This is a genomic window from Cellulosilyticum sp. (assembly GCF_982396655.1).
The window spans coordinates 1-20439 of record NZ_CEVXFV010000031.1 but is presented as its reverse complement, the minus strand read 5'-3'; the positions used below and the strand labels follow the sequence as shown (position 1 = coordinate 20439).

The following is a 20439-nucleotide window of genomic DNA, read 5'->3' as shown; positions in this document are numbered from 1 at the left end:
GGTGACCAAAATGAAAGTATGTTTTAAAGGCAATGAAGTAACACTTCAAGGCCATCATGTAGAAGTTGGCGAAAGAGTACCTGATTTTAAGGCTGTCAATAATGCCTTAGAAACAGTAGATTCTAGTTCCTTTAAGGGAAAAAGAGTATTTATAAGCGTCCCTTCTTTAGATACACCTGTTTGTGATGTAGAGGTAAGGCGATTTAATGAAGAAGCCACTAAATATAAAGAGGCGAAGGTATATGTTATTTCAATGGATTTGCCTTTTGCGCAACAAAGATGGTGTGGTAGTAGTGGAGTTCAAAATGTACAGACTTTATCTGATTATAAGGATAGAAATTTTGGACAAAACTTTGGGACTTATATTGAAGAGTTAGGCTTACTAACAAGAGCAGTTTTTGTAGTTGATGAAAAAGATGAAGTAATTTATGTAGAATATTGCCCAGAAGTTTCAGCAGAGCCTGATTATGAGGCAGCTTTAAAGGTATTGTAAGATAAGAGGAATTGTGAGATCGTTTCAGATTTTGCAGTTCCTTCTTGTTTTTATAAAGAAATGCTAGAAATACCTTGTAAAATAATGACAAAGCCATGTAAAATACTAGTGTATTATATAGAGAAACAAACTAAAACCTTGAAATATACATGTAGGTAAAGAGGTTTCTCTCAATGATTTCACATGACTAAAAATCATGAATAACTAAACTTTATAAATGTGAAATCTATATTTAAAAGAAATATAAAAGGAATAGAGGGTTTAAATAGATGGAAAATAAACTTACACACTTTGATCATCAAGGTAATGCAGTTATGGTAGACGTTTCAGAAAAGGGGATTACAACACGTATTGCTACAGCTAAAGGGAAGATTAAGGTGAATGAGGCTGTTTTTGAAGCGGTTGTAAATGGGACAAGTAAAAAAGGTGATGTATTAGGTGTCGCACGTGTAGCTGGCATTATGGCAGCGAAGAAGACTTCAGAGCTTATTCCAATGTGTCATCCATTGTTAATTACTAAATGTAACGTTGAATTTGAATTAGATGCGCCTTCATTAACAATTGAAGCAAGCTGTACGGTGAAGGTAAATGGACAGACTGGTGTAGAGATGGAAGCATTAACAGGTGTTAATGTAACCCTTTTAACAATTTATGATATGTGCAAAGCGATTGATAAAGGTATGGTTATTACGGATGTAAGGCTTATGGAAAAAGAAGGCGGCAAAAGCGGTCATTATATAAGAGAAGAGGTTTAAAAGATGTCCAAGGTTTTTGCTGTAAGTGGGATTAAGAACTCCGGAAAGACAACGTTAGTCAGTAAATTAGTCACTGCGCTAACGGAAAAAGGCTATAAGGTAGGGGTAATTAAGCATGATGGCCATGAGTTTAAAGCTGATCACGAAGGGACTGATAGCTATAAGCATAAGGCAGCAGGTGCCCAAAATGTCATTGTATATTCAAAAACAAAGTTAATGATGATAAAAGATTTACAGCTTCCCAACATCCATGAAATGATTGCGTTACAAGACGAGATGGATATTGTAATTTTAGAAGGTATGAAGTATTCAAGCTTTCCTAAAATAGAGGTTGTACGAAGGGCGATTAGTAATCAAATTGTATGTGACCCAAGTACCTTGCTAGCAATAGCTACTGATGTGCCAATGCAGGTAGGCGATATACCTATTATTCCATTAGATGATTTTGAAAAAATACTTGATGTCGTATTAAATTATATTCATAAATAAAAACACTGTTACATGCTAGAAGTATTCCTAGGCATGTAACAGTGTTTTTATTTTAGGGTTTCTAAGATTTTTACCGCCCATGTAAGGAACTTAAACGAAATGGAAGGTGTAAAATGAAAAATTATATATTAAGCATATAATATTCAATATATGATTTTGATATAATGTACATTTTTCATGAAATTAATAGTGTATATTTTATGAAAAATAAAAATATTAACAAAATATATTGAAAAAATTATGGATATAGTTATATGATAATAAATAACAAGCGCGCATGTTCAAGAATAAGGAGATAAGGGGAAGGGATGAAACTATGTATCATCGTTATAAGAAAAAATGGCTATCATACATTTTAAGCTGCTGTATGATAATTTCTATGTTGTTAGGAAACTTACCAACCTTTGCGGCAACAAACGATACAATTACAGTACATTTTAAGAGCAGTTGGGGTGCTTCGAAGATTTACTATTGGCAAACTAGTCCTGAAATTGGAAACGTTACCTGGCCAGGGGTAGATATGACTGAAGAGGGAGATGACTGGTACACTTATACATTACAGACAAGTAATGCTAACTTGATTTTCAATAATGGTCAAGGCGCTCAAAAAGAAGATTTATCACTTACAGCAGGAGAGTGGTGGTATAAGAATGGAACTTTTACTTCTTTTAATCCTGAAGTTGGCACCGATACCGAAATAACAGTACATTTTAAAACAAGCCAGGGTGAAGCATATGTTTACTATTGGAATACACTTCCAGAGACAAGTAGTATAAGTTGGCCTGGCGTAGCTATGACAAGTGAGGGAAATGACTGGTACACCTATACATTAAATGGCTATGAAACAAACCTTATTTTCAGTAATAAGGGAAGTAATCAAACTGCAGATTTAACGTGTGAGGCAGGAGAATATTGGTTTGCTGATAATACATGGTACACTGAAAATCCAGATGAGCCAGAACCAAGCCCAAGTCCAGAACCAAGTCCAGAGCCAAGCCCAAGTCCAGAACCAAGTCCAGAACCAAGTCCAGAGCCAAGCCCAAGTCCAGAACCAAGCCCTACACCAGAGGATAGCATTACAGTGCATTATTATACGACAGCAGCAGATGCTTATATTTACTATTGGGCAACAGATACTGAGTTAGAAGCTGTAAGCTGGCCAGGTGTGGCAATGAATTTTGAAAAGGAAAACTGGTATCGCTATACTTTAGATGCGACATCTAGTAAATTAATTTTTAGTCAAAAAGGTAGTAATCAAACAGCAGGCTTAAATCGCAGTGCAGGTGAATGGTGGTATAAAAATGGTAAATGGTATGATGAAGAACCAGGAGATATAATTATTCCTGTTCCAGATCAACCTATTTATGTCACACCAGATAAAATTGACAATTATGCAGATGATTTTAGAGAAGAAACGATTTATTTTGTAATGACATCTAGATTTTATGATGGAGATCCAAGTAATAACGTACATTGCTGGGATGATGAGAAAGCTGGCAATCCAGATTCAGATCCAGCATGGCGTGGAGATTTCAAAGGTCTTATTGAAAAATTAGACTATATTAAAGCATTAGGATTCAGTGCAATTTGGATTACACCCGTTGTAGAAAATGCAAGCGGCTATGACTACCATGGTTATCATGCAATTGATCATAGCAAAGTAGATAGCCGATATGAATCAGATGACGTCACATATCAAGATTTAATTGATGCTTGTCATGAAAAAGGATTAAAGATTATTCAAGATGTAGTCTTTAATCATACAGGTAACTTCGGTGAAGCTAACTTATTACCACTTTTTGAAAAACAAGGAGATTTGAGTACTGCAGAGTGTATGGTAAATATATCAGATGGGAAACTTCCAGATGATTATGATGAATTAACACCAGCCGAGCAATATCAGGCACGACTTGCAGCAATGAAAGAAGATACGAGTGATGTGGCACAAATTTATCACCATGAAAAATCATTAGGATGGGAAGAGTATTCTGTGCAAACAGGACAAATTGCAGGGGATTGTGTTGATCTAAATACAGAGAATTTAAATGTAAGTAACTACTTAGTAGATTGTTATTCAAATTATTTAAAGATGGGTGTAGATGCTTTCCGTGTAGATACAGTAAAGCATATTTCTAGATTAACACTTAATAACAACTTTATCCCTCAGCTTTATGCAGCTGCCGAAGAAGCTGGAAATGATGATTTCTTTATGTTTGGTGAAATCGCCTCTAGATATCGTCAAGTTTGGAACAATGGGATTCCTAATGTCTCTACGCCATTCTATACATGGATTGATAATAAGAGTTATCCTTGGAGCACATTAAGTGAACGCATGAATTCTACAGCAGCATTTTGGTCAGATAATATGAGTGTAGATTTACAGCCAACAAGCGATAACTATTTATTATATGGCAATAGCTATCATACACCAGATTGGAGTCAGAGAAGTGGGATGGATGTTATTGACTTCCCAATGCACTGGAATTTCAATAATGCAAGTGATGCTTTCTCAGTAGCCGTAAATAATGATAAATATTACAATGATGCAACATTTAATGTAACGTATGTAGATTCTCATGACTATGCACCAGATGGGGCACCAGAAAATCAACGTTTTGCTGGTTCACAAGATACATGGGCAGAAAACTTAAATCTTATGTTTACATTTAGAGGTATTCCTACTATCTACTATGGTAGTGAAATTGAGTTTATGAAAGGTGCACCTATTGATGTAGGCCCTAATGCACCACTTAGCACCACAGGTCGCGCTTACTTTGGCGATAAAATTGAAGGAACAGTAAATGTTACAGACTTTGGTGAATATACGAATGCAACAGGTACAATGAAAGATACATTGGAATATCCACTTGCACAACATATTAGACGTCTTAATATTATTAGAAGAAATATACCAGCCCTTCAAAAAGGTCAGTATTCAACTGCTGATATTGATGGCAATATGGCATTTAAACGTTGTTATGATGAGAATGGTGTGTATTCATTTGCATTGGTAACGATTACAAATGGTGCAACCTTTAGAAATATTCCAAATGGTACTTATACAGAAGTAATCACAGGAGAAAAAGTAACTGTAAGTAATAATACTCTTGTTGCACCTAGTACTGGAAAAGGTAATATGCGTGTTTATGTATTAAATACAAATAGCAGCAGCATCCAAGGCAAATTAGGTGAAGATGGTACTTATTTAAAATAATAAAGCTCATTAGGGAGCTCTTGTACATATTAGTGTACAAGGGCTCTTTTTAAGGTTTTACTGAGCTAAATAATATAAGCTGACTAAAAAGAGGAAAAAGTGGTGTATAATATATGCATAATTCTAATATTTATTAAGGGATGAGGCAAAGATGAAAAAGCTATTAATTGTAGAGGATAATGAAAAATTAAGAAATGAAATAGCCACTTTTTTTAGAAATAATCAATTTGAAGTGGCGTGTATCGAACGATTTGAAGATGTCAAAATGCAGATTTTAAAAAAGCAAGCTGATTTGATTTTATTAGATATTAATTTACCAGGTGTAGATGGCTTATATTTGTGTCGTGAAATACGAAAGGTAAGTGAAGTCCCAATTATTATTATTACAAGTCGCAATACAGAGATTGATGAACTAAGTAGCATGAATTATGGGGCAGATGACTTTGTAACGAAGCCTTTTAATACACAAATCCTATTAGCACGTATGAATAATATATTTAAAAGGCTAGAGCGAAGTAGTGGCACACGTATCGATGCAGGTCAGTTTATAATTGATGCTTCTAGAAGCAGCTTTATTTATGGTGATGAGGAGATAGAACTGACACGTAATGAGTTTAAGATACTGTATTTATTAGTAGAAAGAAGAGGCAGTATTGTTTCAAGAGATGAGATTATGAATGGTCTATGGGATAGTGAACTTTTTATAGATGATAATTCTCTAACGGTTAATATTAACCGCCTACGCAATAAATTAAAAGAGGCAGGTCTTGAAAATATCATTGAAACAAAAAGAGGACAGGGGTATATCATTAAATGAAATTTTTAGCGTATTTAAAGGATAAAAAAACGTATCTTTTTTGTATGGGGATAGGGCTTTGCATTTTAGAAAGCTATTTATATATTTTTAATGTCAATGTCTTTTTAAAGCTAGTGGCAGCTCTTATAATCTTAGGAAGCACCCTTGTGCCTCTTGGCACAGAGTATTTACAGAAGGTAAGTTTTTACAGGCATTTAGCCATAGGGGTAAGAGATTTAGATAAAAAGTATTTGTTTACAGAAATTATAAATCGCCCTAGTTTTTTAGAGGGGCAGATTTTCTTTGATACGGCAGTAGAAGTTAATCATAATATGTGTGATGAAATTAATATGTATAAACAAAATATCAGACAGTACAAAGAGTATATTGCAATGTGGGTACATGAAGTAAAGACACCTGTAGCAACAGCAAGACTTATTGGTGAGAATAATCCAGGGCAGGTAACCAAAAGTATTGAGGAAGAATTAGAGAAAATTGAGGGTTTTATTGAACAGGTATTATATTATTCCAAGATTGATACGGTAGAGCAAGACTATAAAATTACGGAGTATTTATTAAAAGATATTGTGCATAAGGCAATTATTGAAAATAAGAAAGTATTAATAGGAAATAAGATTAAATTAGATTTACATGATTTAGACTATAAGGTACACACGGATGCCAAATGGATGGGATTTATTTTAAATCAGATTATTACAAACAGTGTCAAGTATGGCAAGGAAGAGGGGGCTACACTAGAGATTTATGCTAAGGAAGGACATGCAAAATTGCAGCTCTTTATAAAAGATAATGGCATAGGGATTAAGCCAGAGGAAATAAAAAAAGTATTTCAAAAGGGGTTTGTAGGAACGAATGGAAGAAGGACGGAAGCATCTACAGGAATGGGACTGTACATTTGTAAGAAGCTGATGGAAAAGATGCATCATGGTTTAAGTATAACGTCAGTTTTAGGTGAAGAGACGACAGTGATTTGTATATTCCCTACAGACTCATACGTTATGAGCAAGTGATAAATCTTACAGATTTGTAAGATAAGCTTAATAAGAAGTCATGGTTGGTAAGGGAAAGTACGTGTATACTCTTAAACATAAATAGAAGAGAAGAGGAGCAATCAAGATGGAAACAGTATTAGAAGTTATTGAAATAGAAAAATACTACGGCAACAAAAATAACCTTACCAAGGCCATTGATCATATATCATTTAACGTAGAGCAGGGAGAATTTATTGGGATAATGGGTGCATCAGGAAGTGGAAAGACAACACTTTTAAATTGTATTTCTACGATTGATAGAGTCACAAGCGGCCAAATAAAAATAGGCGGTATAGATATTACAAGATTAAAGGGGAATAAACTAAATAAGTTTAGAAGAGATGAACTGGGTTTCATTTTTCAAGATTTTAACTTATTAGATACATTGACAGCTTATGAGAATATAGCTTTAGCTTTAACTATTCAAAAAATGCATCATCAGGAGATTGATGTAAAGGTGAAGGAAATAGCTGCAGCCTTAAATATTACTGAAGTTTTGCATAAGTATCCTTATGAAATGTCGGGAGGACAAAAGCAAAGGGTAGCGTGTGCCCGTGCCCTTATTACAAAGCCAAAGATGGTACTCGCAGATGAACCAACAGGCGCGCTAGATTCCAAGTCTTCAAGAATGCTGCTTGAAAGTATGGGAAACTTAAATAAAGCATTAGATACCACTATTTTAATGGTTACGCATGATGCCTTTTCAGCAAGTTATTGTGACCGCATTATAGTAATTAAAGACGGATGCATTTTCAATGAACTTATTAAGGGAAGCGACACACGTAAAGAATTCTTCAATAAGATTATGAGTGTGCTTTCCTTATTAGGGGGTGATGGAGATGTACTTTAAGCTTTCGCTAAATAATATGAAAAAAAGCTTTAAGGACTATGCAATTTACTTTATGACGCTTATTTTTGGGGTTTGTGTATTTTATACCTTTAATTCCATAGAGGCACAAGGTGCTATGCTTAAATTATCTGAGTCTAAGAATACAATGGTACAGAACCTTGTCAATATGATGGGACCTATTTCAGTTTTTGTATCGCTCATTTTAGCATACCTAATTGTCTATGCCAATAACTTCTTAATTCGTCGTCGTAAAAAAGAGTTTGGTTTATATCAAACGTTAGGAATGGGCAAATGGAAGATTGCACAAATTTTATTTTTTGAGACATTGATTGTAGGTGTCTTATCTTTAGGGATAGGTTTAATGATTGGGATTTTTGCTTCACAGGGTGTTTCAGTAATCATTGCCCATATATTTGAGGCGGACTTAAGTCATTATACCTTTGTATTTTCAAAGAATGCATGTTATAAGACAGGGCTTTATTTTACACTGATTTATCTTTTAGCAATGCTATTTAATATAGTTACAGTATCACGTTATAAATTAGTAGACCTTTTGACAGCAGGTAAGAAAAACGAAACATTGAAAGTAAGAAATCCTTATGTCACCATGATTTTATTTATACTTTCGTTAGGACTTATTGGTTATGCTTATTATTTATTGAAGGTAGGCGATGCACTGCTGATGGCTGATGGTTATAGAAGTTTTATAACCATGTTAGTTTGCGGAGCGGTAGGAACTTATCTGTTATTTGCTTCTTTAGCAGGATTCTTGCTACGTGTGGTACAAATGAATAAGAAGCTGTATTTAAAGAATTTAAATATGTTTGTCCTAAGACAGTTTAATAGCCGTATTAATAGTACGACGGTTTCACTCACTATGATTTCATTAATGTTACTTTTAACGATAGGTATTATGTCGGCAGCTTTATCTATGGTAAGTGTATTTAACCGTGATTTGACAAGCAATAATCTAACAGATATTTCATTTGTATATTATGATAAACCACTTATGCCTCAGGATGAAAAGCATAGTATTTTACAGGGCTTAGAGCAAGACGGCTTTCCTTATGAAAAGTATTTTAGCAGTTATATAAATTATGACTTATATAATGTAGAAAAAGATACAACAACACTAACATATTTAATAGGAAAAGAAAACATCAATGAAATAAAGGCACAATATGGAAGTGCTGTGAACTTTGCAGATGATTATTTACCAACCATGTTAGAATCTGAGTATAATCAGTTAATGGCATTGTATGGAAATGAGACGGAGCAAGTAGACCTTCAGCCAAATGAGTATATGGTGGTTGCGAATTTCCCGACTATGGTACAGTATATTGATCAGGCACTTGCTAAGGGCAATACGTTAGATTATAGCAGTGGTGCGTTAGTACCTAAGTATGATAAATGTATTGATATGCCCCTTAGCAATACAAATACAGATTCAGAACTAGGAACAGTGATTATAGATGATAGTGTATTTAATGAAAACTTTAAACAGTATGCTAATTTCTTATGCAGTAATTATCGCATAGAAAATCAGACTACAGAACAGGCAGAAAGTCAGTTTATGTCAGTACTTGATACCTATTATAAAGACCATGAACATACACCTTATGAGTATACTTTTTCAAAATTACAGATGGAAGCTTCTAGTGTAGGTATTACAGCTATTGCAGTATTTGTTGGTTTATATTTAGGCATTATCTTTTCTATTACTTCAGCAGCTATTCTTGCCATAGGTCAGCTTTCACAGGCTTCAGATAATAAAATGCGTTATAGTATACTTCGAAAAATAGGGGTGGATGAAAGAATGATTAATTTATCAGTATTCTTACAGATTGCCATGTACTTCATGTTTCCGTTAGTAGTCGCTATGATTCATAGTGTAGTGGGGTTAAGTGAAGTGAATAAACTTATTACGCTTTTTGGCAACATGAATATTGCGAAGAATATATTCTTTACAGCAATTTTCATTATCCTTATTTACGGAAGTTATTTCTTAGCAACTTATCTAGGAAGTAAGGGGATTATCAAAGAAAAAGATAGAAATCAGGAATAAATAAAAAAACTGCTAATGAAAATTTTGATTAGCAGTTTTTTTTATTAATCGCCCTGTGTTATAAAAATATTAAAAATATATTAAAATTTTCAAAAAATAAATTGAACCTAAAAAGTGAAATGTATATAATGAAATAAGAGGCGTATTACATCAAGAGACATAATGAAAGAAAGTCAGGGGAGTACATAAAACAAATGTTTTTTTAAACATAAGGAGAACGCATATGACTTTTGAAGATTTTTCGATGCTATTTCAGTTTACTGGGGGACTAGGAATGTTCCTCTATGGGATGAAAATGATGGCAAATGGCCTTCAAAAAACTGCCGGGGAAAAGATGAAGCACCTGATGGGGGTGCTTACAAACAATAGGTTTACGGCCATTATGGTAGGGGCACTGATTACTGCTATTATTCAAAGTTCGGGTGCAACTACAGTTATGGTTATTGGCTTTGTAAATGCGAGTATTATGACATTAACCCAAGCCGTCGGTGTTATTATGGGCGCCAATATAGGAACAACTATTACGGCCTGGATTGTATCGGCAGGTCAGTTAGGCGATTTATTTACAGCACTTAAACCTGAATTTTATGCACCACTTATGATTGGATTTGGAGCCTTTTTTGTAATGTTTGCAAAGAAGGAGAGGAAGCAAAACATTGGGGAGATTTTTGTTGCCTTAGGTCTTTTATTTGTAGGACTAAGCTGGATGTCAGGTGCAATAAAGCCTTATACAGATGCACCTATTTTTGCACAAGCCTTTACGCTATTAGGCGGAAATCCTTTATTGGGTATCTTTATAGGGGCACTGATTACAACGATTATGCAGAGTTCCTCAGCTTCTATTGGGGTGCTTCAGACACTTGCAATGAATGGCGTTGTAACGACAAATGCTGCAGTTTATATTTGTTTAGGTTCAAATATTGGTTCATGTTATACTGCTATTTTGTCTAGCATCGGTGCATCTAAAAATGCTAAGCGTGCCGCTGCAATTAACTTATTATTTAACTGCTTTGGCGTATTGATTTTTGGGACGATTGCAGTAATGATGTTTGTCCTAAATAAAAGCTTAGCACATGCCACTATTAATAGCGTACAGATTTCTATTTTCCATACAGCATTTAATCTAATTAATACGGTAATTATGTTTCCATTAGCTAACTTTTTAGTCAAAGTATCGGGGATGATAGTTAAAGATACAGAGCAGACGCAGCAGAATATAGAAGCACGTAATGCCATGGAATGGCACTTAGATGATCGTATTATGAGAACACCTTCATTTGCCATTGAAGCAACAGCAGATGAAGTATTACATATGGGAAGGCTTGTGACGGAAAATGTGAAGCTAGCAGTAGAAACAACTATTTCACATAATGAAGAGGAGATTCAAAAGGTCTTTCAACTAGAACAGACTATTAATAAATATGAAAAACGTTTAACAGAGTATCTTGTAAAAATTAATAATTTAAGTTTAACGGATCATCAGCATAAGGTTGTTAAAAATCTCATGTATACCATTAATGATTTAGAACGTGTAGGAGATCATGCAGAAAATATAGTAGAACTAGCAGAAAGTATGATTCGCGATAATCTTAGTTTTTCAGAAGATGCTGCAAGAGAACTACGAGAAATGAATCAGCATGTTATAGGGGCGTTAGAAGATGCCTTAGAGGCAAGGCGAAGCAGTAACCTAGACTTTGTGGTAGGAACATTTAGCCATGAGGAAAAGGTAGATGATCTAGAAGATAATATTAGGGAACGCTATATTTTAAGGTTATCTCGTAATGAATGTTGCATAGAATGTGGTGTCATCTTTATGGATATTATTAGTAATCTAGAAAGGGTATCTGACCACGCAGTAAATGTAGCAGAATATGTACAGGACGAAAAATAAAAAATTAGGTTACAAAATTTTGATTTTGTAACCTAATTTTTTTGTAAGTTTTCCTAAGGGAGAAAGACTCATAAGCTAAAAAAAAGGACATATAATGTATGGAATAAAACAAAAGTAAGTAAAACATAAGGAGTCTTTTAAATGGAAGAGGAACAAGAAGAAAGCAAACAACCCATGAGCCTTAAGAAGAAAGTCTGGATTATTGTTTTAACTGTACTTGCCACGTTACTGCTTATATACTTATTTCTATCAATTTATTTTATAAGACATTTTTATTGGGGAACAGCCATTGATGACGTACAAGTTGGGGGAAGAAGTGTTACAAAAGTAGAAAAAATATTAGAAAGAGAGAAAGAAGCGTATATTCTGACACTAAAGGAAAGAGACAATGAAAGTGAAGAAATTAAGGGCACAGATATTGGACTGAAGTTAGAAGCAAGAGATCAGATTGAAGAAGTGAAACATAAGCAAAATGGATTTGCTTGGTTATTTCAATTAGGTAGTGATAAAAAATATAGCCTAGAAAAAGCTTATACATATGATGAAGCTAAGCTAAAAACAGTTATGAAGGCATTAAAATGTTTAGACAGTAAGCATAATAAACAGCCAGAGAATGCAAGGGTTATTTATGAAGAAGGTAGTTTTGTCATTAAAGAGGGCGCTTCAGGTAATCTTGTAGATCAAGATAGGCTTTGGCAAAAACTCACAGAAGCTATTGCAAGTGGTAAAAAAGAAATAGACCTAGAAGCAGATAAGTGTTATAAAGGCGCACAATATCAAGCAGATTCAAAAGAGATTGTTGATCTCAAGACATTATTTAATAATTATCTTAAGTCTGAGATTACATATCAAATCGGTAATAATACAGAGAAGCTTACAGCGGAGCAGGTTAAAGAGTGGCTTGTAGTAGATGAAAATATGAAAGGTTCATTAGATAGAAGCCAGGTAGAAGGGTATGTTGAAGCATTAGCTGATAAATATAATACAACAGGTAAAGCAAGGACCTTTAAGACATCATCAGGCAATGAAATACAAATAAGTGGCGGAGATTATGGCTGGGCTATTGATGAAACAAGAGAAACGCATGAACTCGTAAAGGCATTACAAAGCTATACACCTACTACACGTACACCTATTTATAGCCAAGAAGCTAAAACGTATAATTTAGCAGATGATATTGGAAATACTTATGTAGAGATTAATTTAACTTCTCAGTATTTGTGGTTATATCGTGATGGAAAGCACATTACAGAAGGAAGTATTGTATCAGGAACGGCAGATGGTAAACATGCCACACCACCTGGCGTATATAAAATTGATTATATGCAGAAGAACGCTATTTTAAGAGGCCCTGGCTATGCATGTCCAGTAGCTTACTGGATGCCATTTAATGAAGATATAGGCTTACATGATGCCACTTGGCGCGGTAGCTTTGGCGGAAATATTTATCAGTATAATGGTTCACATGGTTGCATCAACTGTCCATATGATTTAGTGCAAACAATCTTTAATAATGTAGAAACCGGTACAGCAGTTGTGTGTTATCAGTAAAAATAAAATGGTACGATTAAGGCATACTTAATCGTACCATTTTATTTTGAGGCTTTTTATTGATATTACTTTTTCTTCCAAAGTTCAGGAATGAGAAGTAATAAAATAGGGTAAATTTCAATACGGCCAATGATCATAAGTAATGAAAATGTAATTTTACTTAAGTCAGAGAAGGTAGAGAAGTTACCAGCGGGACCAACAATATTAATACCTGGTCCGATATTATTAAGTGTTGCTAAAACAGAAGTAAATGTTGTTCCGAAGTCAAAGCCATTAAGGGAAATAATAATTACCCCTACAATATAAACAATAATGTAGATAAAGAAATAGGCTAAAACATTTAAAACTGTTTCACTTTCAACTTTTTTATCATTGATTCTTGTAATATAACAAGCATTAGGATGAAGAATACGCTTAAATGTATATTTAAGTGTTTTAAAGCCGATTAAGAATCTAGAAACTTTAATCCCACCACCTGTAGAACCAGCACATCCCCCCATAACCATGAGTGAAAGTAAAATAATTTTACTAAACATGGACCAAGTGTTGAAATCTGCTGTAGCATAACCAGTTGTAGTCATAACAGATGCCGCTTGGAAGGCTGAGAAGCGGAGTGCTTCACCGAAAGTTGCATAGTAGTTACGCGCTAATAAATCAATGGTTACAAGGAGAATACCACTTCCCATCACTGTTAAGTAAAGTCGCAGCTCTTGATCTTTCCAAAAGCTTTTGAGGTTGCCCTTAAGTACAAAATAATAAAGTGAGAAGTTAATTCCTGATAAAATCATAAAGATTGTAATAATCCAGTCAATGAGGGCGCTATCATAATGCCCAACACTAGCGTTCATATTAGAGAAGCCACCTGTTCCAACAGTACCTAAAGCATGAATAAAAGCATCATACACAGACATACCGGCAAGACAAAGTAGAATCACTTCTAATAAAGTAATACCTAGATAAATACTATAAAGAATCTTTGCAGTCTGTCCAATTTTAGGGACAAGTTTACCAACGATAGGACCTGGGCTTTCCGCTTTTAAAATCTGCATAGAGCCTATCCCTAAAGATGGTAAAATAGCAATGGCAAATACCAAGATTCCCATACCACCTACCCAGTGTGTAAAACTACGCCAGAATAAAATACCACGAGGCAATCCTTCGATTGCAGTTAAGATAGTAGATCCGGTTGTTGTAAAACCAGAGCTTGCCTCGAAGAAACAATCAATATAAGAAGGAATCGCCCCACTAAAATAAAATGGTAAGGCACCAAAGAGGGAAATAAGGAGCCATCCTAAGGCAACAATAGCAAAACCGTCTTTGGCGAAAATTGTCATATTACGTGTTTTAATAAATGTAAGAGGTACGCCTACAAGAAGGAGTAAACCAATGGTGTAAATAAATGATAAGAAGTCACCATCACCATAAAATAAAGCGACGAGGGTTGCAGGCAGCAAGGCAATAGCCTCACATACCAATAGCATTCCCAAACTTCTTAAGACTATTTTTAAGTTCACTTGTGAATCCTCCTGTAGTTGTACTTGCAATATCTTGCAGTTTTGAAATATGTTGTTTGGTGATAATAAGTACGCGGTCATCTTCTAAGATGCAATCATTACCTGTTGGGATGAGTACTTCATTTTTACGTACAATTGTTGTAATGAGTACATCTGGGATGAGATGAAGTTTACTTAAAGGAATACCTAATAAAGAATCTGTAGATGAAGCAATGAATTCAATCATTTCACCTTCAGTACCCATCATGCGATGAAGTGTTTCAATAGCGTGCCCACGTACATATTTTAGAATATGATTTGTCATGATATCTTGAGGGGTAATGACTGTATCAATACCTAACTCAGAAATCAGTGAAGCACAGTGATTTCTGCTAATTTTAGTGATAACACGTTCTACATTATGACGTTTAGCAATGAGCGTAGCAATAATGTTTTCTTCATCACGACCAGTTAAAGAAACAAAGGCATCTGTACTTTCAAAGTGCTCAGATTGTAAAAGTAAACTATCTGTACCATCGCCATGAATAATGAGTGCTTGTGGTAAAGTTTCCGCCAGTGAATGACAGATTTGCTCATCTTTTTCGATGATTGTTACCTTAATGTGCATTTGACCAAGCAATTTGGCAAGATAATAAGCAATTTTTCCACCGCCCACTAAGATTACATGGCGTACCTTAGATGAAGTAGTGTCAAGGTTTTTACAGAAAGAAAGCATGCTGGCAGTCTTACCAACGACATAAATCGCATCATTAACTTCTAGTACATCATCACCATTAGGGATAATTAAATTGCCATTTCTAATAATAGCACCGATTAAAAGTGGTGTATGGAACTTATCAGAAATATGTTTAATAGACATACCCGCAAGCGGCATGTTTTCTTTAACGATAAGTTCAATCATACGTACGCGGCCTTTGGCAAAGTTTTCGATTTTAATTGCACCGCCTGGAAGCGCTGTAAGAATACGTGCAATTTCATCAGCTGCAGCCTCTTCAGGATTAATAACCATATCAAGGCCTAGATCTTCTTTGATTAAAAGTAGTTCTTTAGCATATTTAGGGTCACGGATACGTGCAATTGTACGTGCTGCACCTAGCTTCTTGCCTGTTAAGCAGCATAGCATATTGATTTCATCACGGTCTGTGACAGCGATAAGTAAATCAGCTGTTTTGCAGCCTGCTTCAAGAAGTGTGCTAGTGCTAAAGCCATTTCCTTTAATTGGCATTACATCTAATGCGTTTTCAACTTTTTCAATTGCTTTAGGATTTGGGTCAATAACTGTTACATCATTATGCTCAGATGAAAGATGCATAGCTAGTGTGTAGCCTAATTTTCCCGCACCGACAATAATTACGTTCATAAATAAGTCTCCTAACAATAATCTGTATTCGATTAATCAGTTCTTATTATATAATCTTATGTTGGAAGTAGTAAACATAAAATTAATATATTTAATAATTTTTATAAAGGTAAGGTAAGACAAGCTTAAGGTCATCATCTTTTTCCCCATAAGGTAAAAAGTCCTCATTTAAAGCAATGGATTTTTGAAAATCTACAAGTACATTTTTAAGTAAATCTTCATCCAATATACCGTTTTGTTCAAATGCCTGATTTAAGAAAGTAGCCCAAAAACAAGCACGATTATAATAAAGAAAACCTGTTTCAGGGTGATGAGAAATCCCTTCAGTCAGGTAATGTATACCTGTTTCACAAAAGCCTAAGTCTTTATATACGACGGCTAAGTTTAAGAAAGTATAAGGTGAAGAAGTATCTCGTGTGAGTGCTTTCTTATAATATAGTATGGCATCTTCGAAACGATTTAATCTACCACATATAACGCCCATATTAAAAAGAGCAGTAGCATCATTATAATCTATTTCGTAAGCTTTATGAAATAATTTATAGGCTTCATGATATAAGCCTTGATTTTCATAAATCGAACCTAGATTAGTAAGTCCCCAGAAGTCATCAGGTACTAAATTTAAAAGTTCTTTATAGTAAGTAATAGCTTTTTCTACTTGACCTAATTCATCATAACCGCTAGCTAAAAAGAAGTAGGCACGGTCATAAAAGGGATTTAGTGCAATAGCTTTTTCATAATAAGGAATGGCATCTTCTAGATTACCAGCTTCATCTAAGATACTTGCAATGCCATAATAAGCACGGCATTCTTCAGGGTCAACTTCAAGCAGCTCACGAAAGGTAGCTAAGGCGCCTTCATCATTACCTAAGGCTTCATAAGTAAGGGCTAAATCAAGTAGAAGCTCGCAGCTGTGATCCCCGAGTGTGTAAGCCTTTTGAAAATAATTAAGTGCTTTCAGATATTTTTCATCATCAAAAGCATCTTCTCCTAAACGTTTGTATGACATAAAAAACTCCTATGCTATAAAATTTAATGCAAATTGTTATCTTAAATACAATTATAAAGAGTTAAAGAAAAACTAACTAAGACCTTGAAATATACATCTAGGTAAATAGGTTTCTCTCACTGATTTCACATCACTAAAAATCATGAATAACAAAAATTTATAAATGTGAAATCTATATAGAGAAACCAACTAAAACCTTGAAATAGACATCTAAGTAGATTGATTTCTCTCAATGATTTCACACACTAAAAATCATGAATAACAAAAATTTATAAATGTGAAATCTATAGTGTGATATAAGTGTATTTAGGACATATGTATATAATAAAATATATGAAGGAGTGTCACAATGAAAAAATATAAACAAAAGGTATTTTCATTTTTTTTCCTGTTAGGGATGGTAGTATGTTTAAGTATTCATCCAGTAATTATAAGTGCTGCAACTAATGCTGGATTATTTATTTTAAAAGGTGAAAGTAAGCTATTTATTTCAGATATTTTAATTATAAAAGAAGATACTAAGATTTATTATGAGTATATGGCTGAAGGTGGCAGAGTAGAATGCAAGATTGATGATGTACCGTATGATATTTCATATAGCAATCCAGCTGAATTTAGGATTAAGGTAGAAAATTTTGAGACGACCTATCATACGCTACGATTTGTCTTATATGATAAAAATAATAAATATGTGGGGAAAAAGCAATATTTATTAAAGGTAATACAAAATAAAACACTTCCTCCTAGATCACATAGAAAGACAAAGGATTTTAAGGTAGGACAGAAGCCTGAATATAAAAAGGACTATATACCTATATTAATGTATCATGACATAACGCAACAAGTGACGAATGAAAGTGCACAGGTTTCAGTATCCCAGTTAAGGCGTCAAATAAAAACGTTATTAGAGGCAGGTTACACACCTATTAATTTTGCAGATTATGTGGCATATAAGGAAGGGAGCAAAGGGCTGCCTAAGCGGCCGATAATCATTACCTTTGATGATGGTTATAAAAGCAATTATACCAATGCATATCCAGTTTTAAAAGACCTTAATGTAGAAGCTACTTACTTTGTTACAACCAGTGTTATGGGAAAGCAAACAACGGCCAATGAACATTTTAGCTGGGCAGAAGCAAAAGAAATGGAAAAGAGTGGTCTTATTGATATTCAAAGTCATACGCATACACATCCGAATATGAGCAAACTGAATGAAGAGGAACTAATGATTGAAATTACCAGATCTTTTGAAACAATAGAAAACAATTTAGGTGTTAGAGATGTAAGGGTGATGTGTTATCCAGAATTCAAAAGTTCTAAGCAGTCACGACAGGAGAGCTATGATTTAGGTGTGCAGCTCCAAATAACTGATTTAGCGACTCCCTGGAGACTTTCGAATTATCCGACTCAGTTAAGGCGTATTCATGTACATAACGACTTAGTAGGAGAAGCTTTAGTAAGACAGATAAAGACGCTGACAATGTAGATAAATTAATACTTAAAGATGACAAAAGGAGGTGTACGAGACTGTAAATAGTTTCGTGACACCTCCCTTTGTTTATAGATTTCACATTTATAAAATTAGTGATTTATTCAATATAAGCATCAGCTAAATCAATTTGTGAGTTTGGTAAAAATTTAGAGAATACAAACTTAAGTTGGTTACCCCCTGTAAGATTTAAGTCAATCTTTTCAGGCAGGCTATCACTGGTGACCTCATAAGAAGCTAAGAGATGATCATCAAGGTAAATATCAATGGTGCCATTAGTAGCCTTAAAATCTTCACAGCCTAAAAGACCTATAAGATGATGATAATGCCCATTGAGGTTAAAGGATGCAGATTGGATATTAGAAAATGAATAACCTAAATCATGCGTGATATTTCCCATGGACATTGGCTTATTTGTACGAATATCCGGTGCATATAAATAAGCATGATTTGCATCATAGCCATAATGATAAACTTTGAGCGTGTCACTCATCGCCTCAGCGAGGGAAAGGTTGCCGATGGTGAGTGTCTGGTCTTCAGGGTCCCAACTGACATTTTCGTTAGTAATGACTTCAAGTGCTTCATAAGGGATAAAGAGCATATCATCTTTAACGGCAATATTCTCCTTAATCGTACGCCCATCAGGCAAAATAATCTCAGCAGTATTATATTCTAATTCTACTGTTTTAGTAGGAAAAATATTGGCCCCAATGCACAAAGGAATAGCAATCATGCTAAACAACATCATGCTACACTGTAAAAGTCGTTTGAAATTCTTTTTTAAAAAGCGCATAATATACCTCCCATTTAAATATACAGGTAATTATGTGCAATAATTGGATAATTATACGGGGAAATTGACAAATATTGCTTTTATTTTTTAGTATAGGGGGAAATGAGCTTGGAAAGCTTTAGTCAATCTATTATAATTTGAAGCACATAGAATAAATTGTGGTAAATGCAAGGAGAGACAAATGAAACGCTTTTATGAAAAAACAGAAATAAAAGGCTACAAAGAAATTGTTGATGAGGCAGCTGGACTTGAAGTCATCGGATTTGGCATGATTAACTTACAAAAAGGTGAAGAAGTCACATTAGAATCAGGTGAATATGAATTAGGTCTTGTGATTTTATCAGGAACATGTAATGTAGAAGCTGGTACATTCAAAGCCTTAGAAAAGGGTAAACGAAAAGATGTATTTTCAGGCAAACCAACAACGATTTATATTCCAAGAGACACGACATATACTGTAACAGCAGTAGGTGAAGGCACACTTGAAATCGGTGTTTGCAAAGTAAAAGCTGATAAAAAATATGAACCATTTGTAGTAGAGGCAGAAGATGTAACAACGGAGCATCGTGGCCAACTGAATTGGCAAAGAGATGTAAATGATATTATTACAAGTAACTTTGAAGGTAAAGTTGATAAAATTGTATTAGGAGAAACTTATGGTTGCCCAGGACAATGGTCAAGTTATCCATCTCATAAACATGATACAGATAATATGCCATTTGAAGTGAATATGGAGGAAATTTATCATTTCCGTGTAAACCCAGGACAAGGTTTCGGTATTCAAGTCATGTATAATGATGATTTTACATTAAATGAAAGCTATATGGTAAGAAATGGTGACAGTATTGCGATTAAAGAAGGGTATCACCCAGTAGCAGCAGCACCAGGCTATTCAATTTATTATTTATGGGTAATGGCAGGCAAAAGTGGTAGAAAGCTTACACCAAATGATGATCCAAAGCATGCTTGGGTGAAAGCTGTAGAAAACATGGTGAAATATAATTAGTATAAAAAGGAGGCCTTTGATGCCCAATGTCATTAAGTTAAGACATTAATTAGGTAGCGTCCAAAAAATAATCAAGTACTCGAATAGAGACTTGGTTATTTTTTTATGTAAA

16 protein-coding genes are annotated in these 20439 nt (G+C 34.5%); 12 read left to right on the top strand and 4 right to left on the bottom strand.

Features of this window, described 5'->3' with window-relative positions; translation table 11 throughout:
* Window positions 1–10: 10 nt before the first annotated feature.
* The 10 genes from tpx (at window position 11) to AC1VAQ_RS13180 (ending at window position 13156) form a co-directional block, all read left to right on the top strand.
* Window positions 11–493, top strand: a complete 483-nt coding sequence (gene tpx / locus AC1VAQ_RS13225; RefSeq protein WP_302595558.1) for a thiol peroxidase — start codon at window positions 11–13, stop codon at window positions 491–493.
* A 269-nt stretch (window positions 494–762) separates the two neighbouring features.
* On the top strand, window positions 763–1248 hold the full coding sequence (gene moaC, locus AC1VAQ_RS13220) for a cyclic pyranopterin monophosphate synthase MoaC (protein WP_302595560.1): 486 nt from the start codon (window positions 763–765) through the stop codon (window positions 1246–1248).
* Between the two features lie 3 nt (window positions 1249–1251).
* Complete coding sequence (gene mobB / locus AC1VAQ_RS13215; RefSeq protein ID WP_302595562.1) at window positions 1252–1737, top strand: molybdopterin-guanine dinucleotide biosynthesis protein B; 486 nt, start codon at window positions 1252–1254, stop codon at window positions 1735–1737.
* 277 nt (window positions 1738–2014) lie between these two features.
* On the top strand, window positions 2015–4951 hold the full coding sequence (locus tag AC1VAQ_RS13210; protein ID WP_479904026.1) for a starch-binding protein: 2937 nt from the start codon (window positions 2015–2017) through the stop codon (window positions 4949–4951).
* Between the two features lie 151 nt (window positions 4952–5102).
* A complete protein-coding gene (locus tag AC1VAQ_RS13205) occupies window positions 5103–5768 on the top strand; it encodes a response regulator transcription factor (protein ID WP_302595565.1) in 666 nt (221 codons plus the stop codon).
* Entirely contained in the window at window positions 5765–6778 is a 1014-nt protein-coding gene (locus AC1VAQ_RS13200; protein WP_302595568.1) for a sensor histidine kinase, read from the top strand. Before AC1VAQ_RS13205 ends, AC1VAQ_RS13200 begins: the two co-directional genes overlap by 4 nt.
* 106 nt (window positions 6779–6884) lie before the next feature.
* Window positions 6885–7649, top strand: a complete 765-nt coding sequence (locus AC1VAQ_RS13195) for an ABC transporter ATP-binding protein (RefSeq protein ID WP_302595571.1) — start codon at window positions 6885–6887, stop codon at window positions 7647–7649.
* Window positions 7650–7665: 16 nt separating this feature from the next.
* On the top strand, window positions 7666–9714 hold the full coding sequence (locus AC1VAQ_RS13190) for an FtsX-like permease family protein (RefSeq protein ID WP_479904025.1): 2049 nt from the start codon (window positions 7666–7668) through the stop codon (window positions 9712–9714).
* Window positions 9715–9937: 223 nt separating this feature from the next.
* The gene (locus tag AC1VAQ_RS13185) at window positions 9938–11605 is read left to right on the top strand and encodes a Na/Pi cotransporter family protein (RefSeq protein WP_302595576.1); all 1668 of its coding nucleotides are present in this window, start codon (window positions 9938–9940) and stop codon (window positions 11603–11605) included.
* A gap of 141 nt (window positions 11606–11746) precedes the next feature.
* Window positions 11747–13156, top strand: a complete 1410-nt coding sequence (locus AC1VAQ_RS13180; protein WP_479904024.1) for a L,D-transpeptidase family protein — start codon at window positions 11747–11749, stop codon at window positions 13154–13156.
* Between the two features lie 65 nt (window positions 13157–13221).
* Here AC1VAQ_RS13180 and AC1VAQ_RS13175 read toward each other — a convergent pair whose 3' ends face one another.
* From AC1VAQ_RS13175 to AC1VAQ_RS13165, 3 genes are all read right to left on the bottom strand, one after another.
* A complete protein-coding gene (locus tag AC1VAQ_RS13175) occupies window positions 13222–14670 on the bottom strand; it encodes a TrkH family potassium uptake protein (RefSeq protein WP_479904023.1) in 1449 nt (482 codons plus the stop codon).
* On the bottom strand, window positions 14621–16030 hold the full coding sequence (gene trkA / locus AC1VAQ_RS13170) for a Trk system potassium transporter TrkA (protein ID WP_302595580.1): 1410 nt from the start codon (window positions 16028–16030) through the stop codon (window positions 14621–14623). The genes AC1VAQ_RS13175 and trkA overlap by 50 nt, the downstream gene beginning before the upstream one ends.
* 91 nt (window positions 16031–16121) lie before the next feature.
* Window positions 16122–17039: a tetratricopeptide repeat protein gene (locus tag AC1VAQ_RS13165; RefSeq protein ID WP_479904022.1), complete on the bottom strand. Its 918-nt coding sequence runs from the start codon at window positions 17037–17039 to the stop codon at window positions 16122–16124.
* Between the two features lie 349 nt (window positions 17040–17388).
* On the opposite strand from AC1VAQ_RS13165, the gene AC1VAQ_RS13160 reads away from it, so the two are divergent.
* On the top strand, window positions 17389–18525 hold the full coding sequence (locus AC1VAQ_RS13160; RefSeq protein ID WP_302595583.1) for a polysaccharide deacetylase family protein: 1137 nt from the start codon (window positions 17389–17391) through the stop codon (window positions 18523–18525).
* Between the two features lie 103 nt (window positions 18526–18628).
* Here AC1VAQ_RS13160 and AC1VAQ_RS13155 read toward each other — a convergent pair whose 3' ends face one another.
* Window positions 18629–19321, bottom strand: a complete 693-nt coding sequence (locus tag AC1VAQ_RS13155) for an NPCBM/NEW2 domain-containing protein (protein WP_302595584.1) — start codon at window positions 19319–19321, stop codon at window positions 18629–18631.
* A 181-nt stretch (window positions 19322–19502) separates the two neighbouring features.
* Between AC1VAQ_RS13155 and iolB the strand changes: the two genes are divergently transcribed.
* A complete protein-coding gene (iolB, locus tag AC1VAQ_RS13150; RefSeq protein ID WP_302595585.1) occupies window positions 19503–20327 on the top strand; it encodes a 5-deoxy-glucuronate isomerase in 825 nt (274 codons plus the stop codon).
* Window positions 20328–20439 lie beyond the last annotated feature (112 nt).

Coding starts and splice junctions, on each gene's coding strand:
- tpx (WP_302595558.1), top strand. CDS start 11: ATGAAAGTATGTTTTAAAGGCAATGAAGTAACACTTCAAGGCCATCAT.
- moaC (WP_302595560.1), top strand. CDS start 763: ATGGAAAATAAACTTACACACTTTGATCATCAAGGTAATGCAGTTATG.
- mobB (WP_302595562.1), top strand. CDS start 1,252: ATGTCCAAGGTTTTTGCTGTAAGTGGGATTAAGAACTCCGGAAAGACA.
- AC1VAQ_RS13210 (WP_479904026.1), top strand. CDS start 2,015: ATGTTCAAGAATAAGGAGATAAGGGGAAGGGATGAAACTATGTATCAT.
- AC1VAQ_RS13205 (WP_302595565.1), top strand. CDS start 5,103: ATGAAAAAGCTATTAATTGTAGAGGATAATGAAAAATTAAGAAATGAA.
- AC1VAQ_RS13200 (WP_302595568.1), top strand. CDS start 5,765: ATGAAATTTTTAGCGTATTTAAAGGATAAAAAAACGTATCTTTTTTGT.
- AC1VAQ_RS13195 (WP_302595571.1), top strand. CDS start 6,885: ATGGAAACAGTATTAGAAGTTATTGAAATAGAAAAATACTACGGCAAC.
- AC1VAQ_RS13190 (WP_479904025.1), top strand. CDS start 7,666: ATGAAAAAAAGCTTTAAGGACTATGCAATTTACTTTATGACGCTTATT.
- AC1VAQ_RS13185 (WP_302595576.1), top strand. CDS start 9,938: ATGACTTTTGAAGATTTTTCGATGCTATTTCAGTTTACTGGGGGACTA.
- AC1VAQ_RS13180 (WP_479904024.1), top strand. CDS start 11,747: ATGGAAGAGGAACAAGAAGAAAGCAAACAACCCATGAGCCTTAAGAAG.
- trkA (WP_302595580.1), bottom strand. CDS start 16,030: ATGAACGTAATTATTGTCGGTGCGGGAAAATTAGGCTACACACTAGCT.
- AC1VAQ_RS13165 (WP_479904022.1), bottom strand. CDS start 17,039: ATGTCATACAAACGTTTAGGAGAAGATGCTTTTGATGATGAAAAATAT.
- AC1VAQ_RS13160 (WP_302595583.1), top strand. CDS start 17,389: ATGAAAAAATATAAACAAAAGGTATTTTCATTTTTTTTCCTGTTAGGG.
- AC1VAQ_RS13155 (WP_302595584.1), bottom strand. CDS start 19,321: ATGCGCTTTTTAAAAAAGAATTTCAAACGACTTTTACAGTGTAGCATG.
- iolB (WP_302595585.1), top strand. CDS start 19,503: ATGAAACGCTTTTATGAAAAAACAGAAATAAAAGGCTACAAAGAAATT.